This is a genomic window from Paenibacillus sp. LC231 (genome assembly GCF_001860525.1).
Classification (GTDB): domain Bacteria; phylum Bacillota; class Bacilli; order Paenibacillales; family Paenibacillaceae; genus Paenibacillus_AQ.
The window spans coordinates 173,961-187,219 of record NZ_JFOM01000056.1 but is presented as its reverse complement, the minus strand read 5'-3'; the positions used below and the strand labels follow the sequence as shown (position 1 = coordinate 187,219).

Below are 13,259 nucleotides of genomic sequence, written 5' to 3'. Positions count from 1 at the left end.
ATCTGTGATAATAATCACAAACTCATCTTTTCCCGTGATTTTTATCACTCTGAACCTGGTCTTGCATACCTTGTCTGAAAATCTATTTGGATCTTCACGATCGGCGTTTAGAGTCTATCTAGTCTAGAACCGGCCGTAAAATGCGTTGCGGTAAACTTCTGCGAGCTCCGTCACCAGCGGCAGCTTCGGATTGCTCGTTGTACACTGGTCTTCAAAAGCCCGGTCCGCCAAATGCTCAACATTTTTCTCGAAATCTTTAGGGTCGATGCCAAGCTGCTGGAACGACTCCTCGATCCCGAGCTTGCTGTTCAGCTCCCGGATTGCGCCAATCAGACTGTTCACGCCCTCTTCCGTCGTTCTTGCCGGCAGTCCGAGAATCCGTGCGATTTCAGCATATCTCTCATCAGCCACAAAGTGGGTGTATTTCGGCCATGCAGCGAATTTCGTTGGCTTCTTCGCGTTGTAACGAATGACGTGAGGCATCAGGATCGCATTGGTGCGTCCGTGCGCCGTATGATACTGACCGCCCCACTTATGCGCAAGACTGTGGTTGATGCCAAGGAACGCATTCGCAAAAGCCATGCCGGCAAGCGTCGAAGCATTATGCATTTTTTCGCGGGCGAGTTTGTCGCCGGTAAGCGCCGACTGCTCAAGATACTGGAACACCAGCTGTATGGCCTTGATGGCAAGCCCATCCGTATAATCGCTGGCCATCACCGATACGTAGGCTTCAATCGCATGTGTCAGAACGTCCATGCCGGTATCGGCTACCGCCGTTTTAGGCAGCGTGTATACGAATTCCGGATCGATAATCGCCACATCCGGTGTCAGCTCATAGTCAGCCAGCGGATACTTGGTATTCCCCAGCCCTTTGTCCGTGATGACGGCAAACGAAGTTACTTCAGAGCCCGTTCCCGACGTTGTTGGAATGGCAACGAACTTCGCTTTCCGTCCAAGCTTCGGATATTTATAGACCCGCTTGCGGATATCCATGAATTTTTGCTTCAGATTGTTAAAATCCGTATCCGGATATTCATAGAACAGCCACATGGCTTTCGCTGCATCCATTGGCGATCCGCCGCCGAGGGCGATGATGCAGTCCGGCTGGAATCTTGCAAGCATCTCCGTTCCGCGTTCTACGGTCGTTGTCGAAGGATCCGGCTCAACCTCCGAGAAGACTTCGATGGCTACCGGCACTCTGCGCTGACGCAGATAGTGCTCTACCCGCTCCACATAACCCAGCTTCACCATCATGGGGTCGGTAACGATAGCGACACGGGTGATTTCCGGCATTTTCGCAAGATACTGCGTCGAGCCTTTTTCAAAGTAAATTTTGTCCGGCACTTTAAACCACTGCATATTCACGGTTCTGCGGTTCACCCTTTTCACGTTGATTAAATTGACTGCCGTCACGTTCGACGAAGTGGAATTACGTCCATACGAACCGCAGCCCAGCGTCAGCGATGGCAGATTCGTGTTGTAGATATCGCCGATACCGCCTTGCGAAGAGGGTTGATTCACCAGGATACGGCAGGTTTTCATCCGATCTGAGAATTTCATGATGATGTCCTCATTGTGCGAGTGGATTACCGACGAGTGGCCCATGCCGCCAAAAGCAACCATCTCCTCAGCGCGCGTTATGCCCTCTTCCGCATCTTTCACTTTATAGCAGGCCAGCACCGGGCTAAGCTTCTCGGCAGACAACGGATAGGCAGGTCCGACTCCCTCCAGCTCGGCGACCAGGATCTTGGTGCTTTCCGGTACCTCGAAACCGCAAGCCTCTGCTATCTTAGCTGCCGGCTGTCCGACGATAGTAGGATTTACCGCACATTTATCCGATACCATCGCATGCGCAGTCAGTTTCGCCAGCTCTTCCTTGTTGACAAAATAACAGCCGCTGGCAATCATTTTTTTCTTCACTGTATGATATATAGGCTCCTCGATAATGACAGCCTGCTCGGAAGCGCAGATCATGCCGTTATCAAAGGTTTTGGACAAAATCAAATCGTTCACTGCCTGATCCAAATCCGCGCTCTTCTCAATAAAGCAAGGCACGTTTCCTGGTCCTACGCCCAGGGCAGGCTTGCCGCAGCTGTATGCCGCTTTGACCATCGCCGAACCGCCTGTAGCCAGAATGCAGGCAACGTCAGGATGATTCATCAGTGCATTGGTTTTATCCATGGAAGGAGCTTCGATCCACTGGATGCAATCGGCAGGAGCACCTTGCTTCACGGCAGCATCCCGCAGTATCCGTGCGGCTTCCTTGCTGCAGGCCTGCGCGGATGGATGGAATCCGAAGATGATCGGGTTTCTTGTTTTAATGGAGATCAGTGCCTTGAATATCGTCGTGGAGGTCGGATTGGTTACCGGTGTTATCCCCATGATAATCCCGATCGGTTCTGCTATTTTTTGAAAGCTGTCATAGGCGTTGTCTTCAATGATACCCACGGTTTTGTCGTATTTAATGCTGTTGTGGATATACTCCGTGGCAAACAGGTTTTTGATGATCTTGTCTTCGTACACGCCGCGTCCCGTTTCCTCAACCGCCATTTTCGCCAGCTGCATGTGCTTCTCAAGGCCTACCATGGCCATGGCCTGTACAATCCCGTCGACTTGCTCCTGATTCAATTCCATAAACTTTTCTTTGGCCCGATTCGCCTTGTCAATCAGCCCCTGAATGTACTCCGACGCTGTTTGTCCTTTTACTTCCACCGTTCCTTTGCTCACAGCCATATCTCTCATCCTCCCATGATTCATGTTTCTTTCTACGCTTTGATCGTAACACAGCTGTTTCTATTTTCACGTGAATTATTTCACAATATAAGTATTTATCTTTTCTGTGTGATTTACACCTGTCTTCCCCTCCTTTCAAGTGAAAGAGATCACAAAGTTTGAAAATTCGCCACGATTTCCCTCTTAATCTCCCCCAAAAGTGAATGTTTTCACGTTATAATGTATTTAAAGATTAAACAGATCAAATTTTAGGATGTTAGGGGATACCAACATGAATACTGTAGACCATGTAATGGAAATCGAAAACTTAGGGAACACGCAGTGCTTCTCGGAGCAAAACCGCAACCGTCTGCTGGTCAGCATGAAGGAAAGGGTACTCCCTGAAGGATCCCATTTGTTCTGGGAAGGCGATTTCGCCGACAAGCTGTACTACGTTAAACAAGGAAGAATCAAATTAACCAAATCGACCGATGAAGGCAAAGAGTTGATTCTATATATGTACCATCCGGGAGACATAGTCGGGCAAGCCGATCCATTCTTCAGCAACAATCACAGTTTCTCGGCAGAGGTGCTTGAGGATAGTGTTGTCGGTGTCATCGAGCACAAGGATCTGGAGCTGCTGATCTGTCAGCACTGCGACTTCGCCATTGATTTTATGAAGTGGATGGGCATTCACCACCGCATCACCCAGACCAAATTCCGGGATCTCATGATGTACGGCAAGCCCGGCGCTTTAACATCGACACTCATCCGGCTGAGCAATACCTACGGGCAGCATCAAGCGGATAATACTATTCTCATCAACAAGAAGATTACCCACACCGATCTATCGAACATGATTGGGGCAACCCGCGAAAGCGTAAACCGGATGCTGAGCGACCTGCGCAAAAAAAATGCTATCGAATATGCCGGCGGGATGATTGTCATTAAAGATCTTCCGATGCTGCAGGAAATCTGCCATTGCGAGCTGTGTCCGAACGAAATCTGCCGGATTTAATCGGCCTCCCTTCTGTGCATAATATAGAGTCATCTGCTTACAATAACCTTGTCTTTCAAAACCAAAATAAAGGGAGTGCCCAGCATGCGTGAAGGTTTGATTCCTGCTGTTCTTGGAACTGTGGTTTCTGCTTCGGGTGCCGCTCTGCTTGGCAGCAAGTATAAACTTGCCGCAACCGGTATTCTCGGCTTCGGACTGGCTCATATTGTGCTCGGTGCGATTGACCTGGTGGAACATCGGTAAGGATTGGAAGACAAGATTCATATAGCTGTCCTGTTCAGTCATTGAACTGAAGGGACGGCTTTTTATGTATAAGGCCCGACGGGATCCCTCTTTTTTTTGTTAGGAGACGTTCCGTGGAGATCCCTCACTTTAACTAGACAAATGAAAGAAGCGGTCAACCGTTTGGTCGACCGCTTCTTTTCGGCTGTATATCAAGTGAGTAAACCCACTTTATGAGCAGCCCCTTTTCTATGATGCCTACTATGCAACCTTCTTTTGCTTGCTCCCTTTTCCCGACGAGATAAACCAATACGCCATCCCCACAAACAATCCGCCGCCAAGAATGTTCCCCAGCGTGACCGGCACCATGTTGCTGATCCATCCGCCGATGGAAATGGTCTCGGGATGCCCCGGCAAAATCGTCGCGAGTGTCAGAAGTGTCATATTGGCTACGCTATGCTCGTACCCTGTCGCAATGAAGGCAAACAGACACCACCATATTAAGATCAGCTTGGTCGTTTCGCCTTTGGCCCGAATCCCCATCCACAAGGCCAGACAGACAAGCCAGTTACACAAGATGCCTCGGAAGAACAGCTCCATAAACGGATCATTCATTTTCTTGGCGGCAGCCGTGAAGATGAGATGGTCCGGCGGCAGGCCTTTGAACAGGCCGGAAGCATACACCAGATAGCTGAGCAGAATCGCTCCGGCCAGATTGCCGATAAACACGAGCACCCAGTTTTTCAGCGTATCCCCCATCGTCGTTCGACCCGATAATGTGCTTATCGTAAAAAACATATGATTCCCGGTAAACAGCTCTGATCCTGCGAACACCACCAACGTGAGCGCGATCCCGAATGCCGCTCCCATGACGAGGGATTGGAAGGGCGAACCGGCAGCTGCGAGCGGCGCCCCCAGCTTAAAGATCAATACAATTCCAATGCCGACATACGCGCCGGCCAGCATAGCCGATACCATATAGCGCAGCAGATTATGATTCATCTGCTCCTTTTTCCCGACGGCGGCATTAACAACGGCTTCCACATCCGTTTTAAACATGGGATATCACCCCTTGATTTCGTCTGTTTACTATGCGATAGCTGGCCTTAAACAGCCACCTCAACCTTCCCGTCCACGGCGCGAATCGGGTATACACGAACCTGGCCTTGATCCGGAGCCTGTACGAGGCCGGTTGAAAGCTCGATCTTCCAATCGTATAACGGATCGTAGATGTAGTGCCCGGATACGATGGCTTCCGAGAGCGGCCCTCCTTTGGGATGCGGGCTTTGATTGTCCAGCGCAAACCATTGATGATCCGAAGTCCGGAAGACGGCAATCTCCCGGTCTCCGAGATGGACCACCCTTCCGAGCTGTGACAGAAAATCATTTTCGTTCCCTACCGTAATAAATCTTTCGGTTTCCATAACATGCAGCCTCCACTTCTCTTGTCTATTCCGATCCATACTGCGACAAACTCTCTGTGCTCAGGCGGCAAGAGGGGAGTAGGTTCCTCCCTCTTCTATTTGCTGATCACTGGTCTTGCATCCTCGAATAACGTATAACGCAGCTTCTCGTCGTTCAGCACTTTCTTCCAAGGATCCTCAACTTGCTGCAGGGCAAGCTCGATTCTCTCCACCAGTTCCTTACGCTGCTTCGGATCGTCCAGGATAACGGCTCGGATTTGTTCCAGTCCCAAGCGTTCTACCCACTCCGAGGTTCTCTCCAAGTACTTACCGGTTTCACGGTAATACTGCATCAGGGCTCCGCAGATTTCGACCAGCTCTTCATCCGTTTTCACTTTGCAGAACGAATCCGCCAGACGTGCCTTCGTGCCGCCGTTGCCTCCAACGAATATTTCCCATCCACCGTCATTGCCAACGATCCCGATATCTTTCGTGCACGACTCGGCACAGTTTCGCGGACATCCGTTGACCGCCATTTTAAATTTCGCCGGAAAATCCAGTCTTTCGAATTTCTCCTCGAGGAATGCTCCCATGCCCATCGAATCCTGCGTACCGAAACGGCAGAATTGGGATCCTACACAGGTCTTCACGGTCCGCAGCGATTTGGCATATGCATAACCCGACGGCATATCGAGCTCTTCCCAGACGCTCGGCAAGTCTTCCTTCTTAACACCGATGAGGTCCAGACGCTGTCCGCCGGTAACCTTGACAACCTTCACATTATATTTAAGCGATACATCCGCGATTTTCTTCAAATCCTCCGGCGTGGTAACGCCGCCGTACATTCTTGGGACTACCGTATATGTGCCGTCTTTCTGAATGTTGGCGTTCATCCGTTCGTTAACAAAACGGGATTCCCTCTCCTCCTGATGGGTTACCGGGTTCAGCATGGCCAGATAATAATGAATGGCCGGGCGGCATTTCGAGCAGCCTTCCGGGTTACTGAAGTTCAGAACATGCATGACTTCCTTCGTTGTGGTAAGTCCCTTCGCACGGATTTCCGCGACGATTTCATCCCGATCGAGTGTCGTGCATGGGCATATGCCTTGTTTGCCTGCGGCCTTAAAGCCATCGCCCAATACGCTCTGGAGTATTTGCTCCACGACAGGTTTGCAGCCGCCGCACGAGCGGGTAGCACCTGTGCAAGCTTTGATCTCATCCACTGTCGTATGACCTTGAAGAGTAATGGCATCCACGATGGCTTTTTTGGTTACGCCGTTGCAGCCGCATACGATCTCATCGTCGGGCATCTTTTCCAGCGAAAATGCCTTGCCGCCTCCTGTCCCTGCACGATCCGTGCCCATGATCGAATCATATATCTCATCCGTCATGGCTGTCTTTTTCCGAATCATGGATTGAAGGCTTGCCGAATCGCTCACATCTCCGAACAATATCGCCCCGACAATGATATTGTCGCGGATTAATATTTTCTTATAAGTCTTGCGCCAATCATCTTTCGCGGTGATCACCGCGTGTTCGGCTTGCTCCATGAACTCTCCGGCAGAGAATACATCAACACCGCTGATTTTCAGCTTCGTCGATACAATGCTTCCCTCGTAAGGCTGGCCTTCCACGCCGCACAGATGCTTCGCCAGTACCTGTCCCTGTTCGAACAACGGCGCAACCAGGCCGTAGCAAACGCCCCGATGCTCGCAGCATTCGCCAACCGCATACACATCCGGCCAGGAAGTTTGAAGATAATCATTAACTACGATTCCCCGGTTCACTTCGATTCCGCTCGCTTGGGCGATTCCCGTATTCGCTCTGATGCCCACTGCCATGACCACCAGGTCGGCTTCAAGCTCATCCCCATCCTTGAACCGGAGTCCCTTGACTCTGGTATCTCCCAATATTTCGGTTGTTTGTTTGCCTAGTAAGAAGTTGATACCCTGCTGTTCAAGCTCCCTTTTCAGCATGCCGGATGCCATCGAATCCAATTGGCTCTCCATCAAATCCTGCATGAGATGAACCACCGTCACCTCCATGCCGAGGCTGACCAATCCCTTGGCAGCTTCCAGACCCAGAAGTCCCCCGCCGATGACTGCCGCTTTCTTGTACGCCTTAGCGGCCTCCAGCATCTGGTTGCAATCGGCTATGTTACGGAAACCGATAACGCCTTCTTTGTCACTACCCGGTACAGGTAATATAAAAGGCTTCGAACCCGTTGCTATCATTACTTTGTCATAAGGCACCGTCAATCCGTTGTCAGCTGTCACGACCTTGCGCTCTCCATCAATAGCTGTTACGGTGACACCCGTGTGCAAAGTGATATGGTTATCCTCGTACCATTTCCAATCATTCAATACAATGTCATCCAAGGTTTTGCTGCCTTCCAACACATACGACAGCATAATGCGGTTATAATTCGGATGAGGCTCCTGTCCAATGACGGTGATGTCAAAACTCCCACCCAATTTAATGATTTGCTCAACCGTGCTAATCCCGGCAATACCGTTGCCAATGACAACTAACGTTTCTCTCTTTATATTGGACATAAGTTTGATTCCTCCCCAACACGTTTATCTAGATCGTGGTATTCCGTTCCTTGCACATAAATTATATCGCCTGACGGTATTATTTTTTGTGATATATTTCACATAAATCGTTAAAATTTTAAACAAAAATGCCAAATAACCCTGTCCGCGTCGGAACAAGGTTATGATAAGAACACTCTATATAATATCGGCTTCCATATAGGCTCGTTCACCGCTTGGCACTTTTAAATAAGGGCGAATACCCGCAAACCCCTTCGCATCCAGATTTACCCCGGTCATCCAGTTCCCCTCTAATAAGCCGCCATCCGATTGCATAGTGACGGCAGGCGCCTGAATATGCTCCTGATACAGAACGATGCCGGCCTGTATGGTCTTAAAGGCTTTTCCCTGCTCCACCAACGGTACGGCGCTGATATACGTAGGCACAAAGTAATTCGCAATCACATCCAGCTCTTCCCCGTCAAAAAACGGCTCGCTGCCAAGGAAGGGATGCATCATCACGATTTTCTCATAGAGTGACCAGATGATCATCTGCAGAAATCTTCCCGTTCGTCCCCTATTCTGCCCGGTAGCATGAAATCGATCGGTTTCATAACCAATGAACTTCCATCCGCCAGGGGCTTTGACCCATTTCTGAAACATGACTGAAGCACTGGTACCGTTTTGGTTAAGGTGTTCTGCAGGTTCCGGGCTTGTTCCAGAAGCAGCTAACCACAGGGAGTCCGGCACATACTGGCTCAGCATCCGCTTGGTTTTCTCAAAAATATGAAGCACTTTTAATGAAGCGTTTTCAAGTTCTGAGATGTCCTCTTGTCCATAATGGAAACGGGAGATATACGTTCGCTTGGTCATGGGCTCGCCTCCTTGATATGCCGCTCTCGTTATTTACATCATATAGCAGCCGCGTCCGCTTGGTGCATGTCCACCTATTCTTGCCGTAAATAAACAGGAACCATACTTCCGTTTAGAAAAAAAACCCTGAAATGAGGATGTCTCATGCCAGGGTTTAATCATCAAGGGGAGTCTTAAGATGACTCATCTTTCGACCCATTGTTCTGCCCAGGATGCAATTTGCTCCATCACCGGACGAAGTGCTTTGCCTTTTTCAGTCAGTTCATATTCAATACGTACCGGTGTTTCCGGATAGACATGACGAATCAGTATCCCTTCACATTCCAAATCCTTCATCCGCTCGGAGAGCATTTTATCGCTCATGGACGGAATCAAATTCGAAATATCCTTAAAGCGCTTAGGCCCGCTCATCAACGTTTGAATAATCAAACCGTTCCACCGTTTGCCCAGAAAAGAAAATGCAGATTCAAAACGGGGACACATCGTAACATTTGTAACTTCCATATCCCTTCACCTCTTTACGAAGTCACCTTGTTTATAGAAACTCATAAGCTTAGTCAAAAAAAACTAGAAAACTTACGAATTGTAAGTATGTTTCATTTTAGCACATTTCCGAGAACCTGAAAACCACCTAGCCCCTTTTTCCCATAAAATCAGCTTTTATCCCATAAAATACGAGCCAAAATATCCAAATCATTCTCGATCAATGTGGACAATTCCCTATTATACAGCACGGCCGCTGGATGGAACAGAGGGAATATCTTATAGGTTTCCTCCGAAAACATATAGCCTGCACTTGGATTCTCCGAGTCTGCTGCTTGCTGGACCGGGCCCTCCATCAGTTTGCCGTGCAGCGATGTCACCGTTTCATGGCTTCCAATTAACCGGTGCAGTGCCGTATTTCCCATGGGTGCGATAATCTGCGGGCGAACCCATCGGATCTCTTCATCAAGCAAAGGTGCATGGGCTAATATTTCCGCCTTCGTCGGTGTGCGATTAGAACGGCTGATGACGCTCTCGCCCGAGGATCTCACGATTAGCTTTTCCTTATAGGGCCTGCTTCTCATGGCACTGGTAATATACACTTGCTCCCGGGTCAGGGTCAGGCGTTCCAGGTAGGCATTCATCTCTTGCCCGGCCTGCCCTACAAAAGGTAAACCTTCCAGAACTTCATGGGCGCCGGGTGCTTCCCCAATAAACATAATCTTGGCGAAGCGGACTCCTCTCCCCAGCAGAAAGCCCTCTACGGGTTGATGGACAAGCTTGGCCTGGCATATGGCGATGATTGCGGGATCTACAGGTGCGCTTTGTACTTCATTCATGTGTACAGCCCCCCTTCTTGTATATCATACAATACCCCATACTTAGGTATATTCTATCCCTAGCCGTCAAAAACATTTCGGTGAACATTCACCGCCAACGATAAAACGAGCCGCTCAAGGGCTTCCCCTGAACGACTCGTTAACGCATGACTTCTTAATAAACGCTCGTAAACTTAGATTAAAACGGGAAGCGCGCGAACCGGCTGGCTGTTGCCAAAGGTTTGCTTGCCTGCTGTAGAATTAGCCCAGTTAATCGCATTGGTGATCACTTTCAGCACTTCGGGGTTGTAGTAGGTTGGATAGGTCTCATGCCCCGGACGGAAATAGAAAATGTTCCCATGACCACGCTTGAACGTGCAACCGCTGCGGAATACTTCGCCGCCTTCGAAATTGCTGACAAATACCAGCTCGTCTGGGGCTGGAATATCGAAGAACTCGCCGTACATTTCCTCGTGCTCGATGATAATCGGGCCTGTAATTCCTGCCGCAATCGGATGTGTCGGATTTACACTCCAAATAATTTCCTGTTCTCCTGCTTCGCGCCACTTCAAATCACAGCTCGTGCCCATCAAAGCTTTGAACGGCTTGGAAAAATGTCCGGAATGAAGAACGATCAGACCCATGCCATCCTGCACGCGTTTTACGACTTTGCTTACGATTTCATCACTTACCTGGTCATGAGCCATATGCCCCCACCACAACAGCACATCGGTTGAATCCAGTACATCGTCCGTCAATCCATGCTCCGGCTGATCGAGCGTTGCCGTTCTGATAACGAAATCCGGATTTTGCAGACCCTCCGCCAAAGCTGTGTGAATCCCGGCTGGATAAACGTTCCGAACCTCATCATGGATTTTCTCGTGTACGAATTCATTCCAAATGGTTACGTTAAGCATCTTGCTGTTCCCCCTAATTGCTTATTCGGTTGTTACGCTAAGCTGTTAGACCCACCACATTTCTCCGAGCGGCTCTTCGATCAGCACCTGCTGAAGATTTTGCACCGCTTTGGAGAAGCCTTCTTCAATCGACATCAATCCATCTTCATGTTCAATGCTTACGACATAATCATATCCAACCAGACGAAGGGCACTCATCATATCCGCCCATTCCTTCACGTCATGCCCATAGCCTACGCTGCGGAACTGCCAAGCGCGATCCAGCATGTTGGCATAAGACTGCATATCGGTCAGACCGTGCTTGTTCACGTTGATCGGGTCAATGCTTGTATCCTTCGCGTGGAAGTGGTGGATTGCCCCTTCGCGGCCCAAAATTTGAATCGCTTGAACAGGGTCGATCCCTTGCCACCACATATGACTCGGATCCAGGTTGGCACCGATCACTTCGCCTGCGGCTTCACGTAAACGGAGCAGTGTGCCAGGCGTATGAACGGAGAAGCCGCCGTGCAATTCCAAACCAATCTTCACATTGCGGTCTGCAGCAAATTTACCCCATTCGGTCCAGTAAGGAATGACCTTGTTATCCCACTGCCAGGTCAGAATCTCTTGGTAGTCGTTAGGCCAAGGCGCAACCGGCCAGTTCGGGTATTTGGCATCCTCATGGTCGCCTGGACAGCCGGAGAATGTGTTAACAACAGGTACTTCAAGCTTCTCGGCAAGCTCTACCGTTTTTACGTATGTGTCATGGAACTCTTTCGCGATCGCTTTTTGCGGATGAAGCGGGTTGCCATGGCAGCTCAGTGCGCTAATGATCAACCCACGGGATTCCACCGCATTTTTGAAGCTTTTCAGCGCAGTTTCATTCTCCAGCAGCTCGACCGGGTTGCAATGCGCATTCCCAGGATAACCGCCTGTTCCGATCTCAACCGCTTTAAGACCCTTGGATGCCACATAGTCCAAGGCATCCTCCAATTTACGTCCGCTCAACAATACCATAAATACGCCTAATTTCATTGTATACCTCCTGGTTTACCTTAATATTAGTAGGGATTGCAAGATTTAGTTATCGAAATAAACCGCTTTTCCTGTCTTCGCCGATTCATAGATCGCTTCCAGAATTTGCGTTACAACAAACGCTTGCTCCGGCTTAACCACAGGGTCCTTATCCTCAATAATGGCCTCCAGCCACATTCTGGCTTCCCGGTCCGCATCATTTTCCTTGGAGCCGGAATAGAACGCTACGCCGCCGGCATTCAAATCGACTTTGGTTTCATACAATCTGCTCATTTTCTCGCCGTTAATACGCAGACCGTCCTTCATGTCAGCTCCGCCTTCTGTACCCGCCAGCACGGCTTTGGCTTCGCCGGTCTCAACGACGTTAAGGGCCCAGCTGGATTCCAGAATAATCGTTGCGCCGTTCTCCATCGTAATGAACCCGAATGCCGAATCCTCTACCTTGAACTCCTTCGGATCCCAAGGACCGAACGCATTCGCCGCATTCTCCCGTTGACCAAGTTTATGGAACGTGGATCCCAGCACGCTCTTCGGCTTGTAGTTGTCCATCAGCCACAAGGTCAAATCCAGTGCATGGGTACCGATATCGATCAACGGACCTCCGCCTTGCTTCTCTTCGTCAAGGAATACGCCCCAGGTCGGAACGGCGCGGCGGCGAACAGCCAGCGCTTTACCGTAGTAGATCTCGCCCAGCTCGCCTTCCTCACAGACGCCTTTCAGATACATGCTATCGTCGCGGAAACGGTTGTTGTAACCGATGGTAAGTTTTTTCCCTGTACGCTTTGCGGCGTCCAGCATGGCTTTGGCTTCGGAAACGGTCTTCGCCATAGGCTTTTCGCACATCACGTGCTTGCCGGCTTCAAGGGATGCTACCGTAATCTCGGAGTGAGAATCGTTCGGCGTACATACATGGATAACATCGATGCTGCCGTCTTGCAGCAATTCTCTGAAATCCGTGTACACTTTTGCGCCTTCAACCCCGTACTCAGCAGCCGCCTTCTGCGCACGCTCTTCTACGATGTCGCAAAAAGCGACCAGTTCCGCCTGCGCCTGCTTCTTCAAGCTCGGCATATGCTTGCCGTTGGCGATTCCCCCGCAACCGATAATTCCGATCTTCAACGTTTTCGACATGTCCATTTCCTCCCCATAGGCATTTGATCATTTTGGAAACTCTCCAAATATTAGTGCAACGCTTTCATGCGGACCATTTCCAAGAACTCAAAAACCCTGTCAGATCCGTCAGAAGCTGGTTTGCATGTCGTTCA

12 protein-coding genes are annotated in these 13,259 nt (G+C 49.8%); 2 read left to right on the top strand and 10 right to left on the bottom strand.

The genetic code is table 11. The features are described 5' to 3' along the window. Nucleotides 1-123: 123 nt before the first annotated feature. Nucleotides 124-2,733 (bottom strand): bifunctional acetaldehyde-CoA/alcohol dehydrogenase, encoded by a 2,610-nt coding sequence (gene adhE / locus AK95_RS31250; protein ID WP_071223818.1) that lies wholly within the window; start codon nt 2,731-2,733, stop codon nt 124-126. A 271-nt stretch (nt 2,734-3,004) separates the two neighbouring features. Here adhE and AK95_RS31245 point away from each other — a divergent pair, with 271 nt between their 5' ends. After that, complete coding sequence (locus AK95_RS31245) at nt 3,005-3,730, top strand: Crp/Fnr family transcriptional regulator (protein ID WP_071223817.1); 726 nt, start codon at nt 3,005-3,007, stop codon at nt 3,728-3,730. Nucleotides 3,731-3,814: 84 nt separating this feature from the next. Further along, nucleotides 3,815-3,973: an asparagine synthase gene (locus AK95_RS31240; protein WP_071223816.1), complete on the top strand. Its 159-nt coding sequence runs from the start codon at nt 3,815-3,817 to the stop codon at nt 3,971-3,973. 240 nt (nt 3,974-4,213) lie between these two features. Here the strand turns inward: AK95_RS31240 and AK95_RS31235 are convergent, their stop codons facing one another. From AK95_RS31235 to AK95_RS31195, 9 genes are all read right to left on the bottom strand, one after another. After that, on the bottom strand, nt 4,214-5,011 hold the full coding sequence (locus AK95_RS31235; protein WP_071223815.1) for a formate/nitrite transporter family protein: 798 nt from the start codon (nt 5,009-5,011) through the stop codon (nt 4,214-4,216). A gap of 47 nt (nt 5,012-5,058) precedes the next feature. Beyond that, nucleotides 5,059-5,376, bottom strand: a complete 318-nt coding sequence (gene nirD / locus AK95_RS31230; protein ID WP_071223814.1) for a nitrite reductase small subunit NirD — start codon at nt 5,374-5,376, stop codon at nt 5,059-5,061. Nucleotides 5,377-5,471: 95 nt separating this feature from the next. Further along, nucleotides 5,472-7,910: a nitrite reductase large subunit NirB gene (gene nirB, locus AK95_RS31225; protein ID WP_071223813.1), complete on the bottom strand. Its 2,439-nt coding sequence runs from the start codon at nt 7,908-7,910 to the stop codon at nt 5,472-5,474. Between the two features lie 177 nt (nt 7,911-8,087). Beyond that, on the bottom strand, nt 8,088-8,762 hold the full coding sequence (locus AK95_RS31220) for a hypothetical protein (protein ID WP_071223812.1): 675 nt from the start codon (nt 8,760-8,762) through the stop codon (nt 8,088-8,090). A 183-nt stretch (nt 8,763-8,945) separates the two neighbouring features. After that, nucleotides 8,946-9,266, bottom strand: a complete 321-nt coding sequence (locus AK95_RS31215; protein WP_071223811.1) for a winged helix-turn-helix transcriptional regulator — start codon at nt 9,264-9,266, stop codon at nt 8,946-8,948. A gap of 149 nt (nt 9,267-9,415) precedes the next feature. Continuing rightward, entirely contained in the window at nt 9,416-10,084 is a 669-nt protein-coding gene (locus tag AK95_RS31210; protein ID WP_071223810.1) for a uracil-DNA glycosylase, read from the bottom strand. A 173-nt stretch (nt 10,085-10,257) separates the two neighbouring features. Next, nucleotides 10,258-10,980, bottom strand: a complete 723-nt coding sequence (locus tag AK95_RS31205) for a ThuA domain-containing protein (RefSeq protein ID WP_071223809.1) — start codon at nt 10,978-10,980, stop codon at nt 10,258-10,260. Nucleotides 10,981-11,025: 45 nt separating this feature from the next. Next, nucleotides 11,026-11,994: a sugar phosphate isomerase/epimerase family protein gene (locus AK95_RS31200; RefSeq protein ID WP_071223808.1), complete on the bottom strand. Its 969-nt coding sequence runs from the start codon at nt 11,992-11,994 to the stop codon at nt 11,026-11,028. Between the two features lie 45 nt (nt 11,995-12,039). Then, the gene (locus tag AK95_RS31195; protein WP_071223807.1) at nt 12,040-13,125 is read right to left on the bottom strand and encodes a Gfo/Idh/MocA family protein; all 1,086 of its coding nucleotides are present in this window, start codon (nt 13,123-13,125) and stop codon (nt 12,040-12,042) included. Between the last annotated feature and the right edge of the window lie 134 nt (nt 13,126-13,259).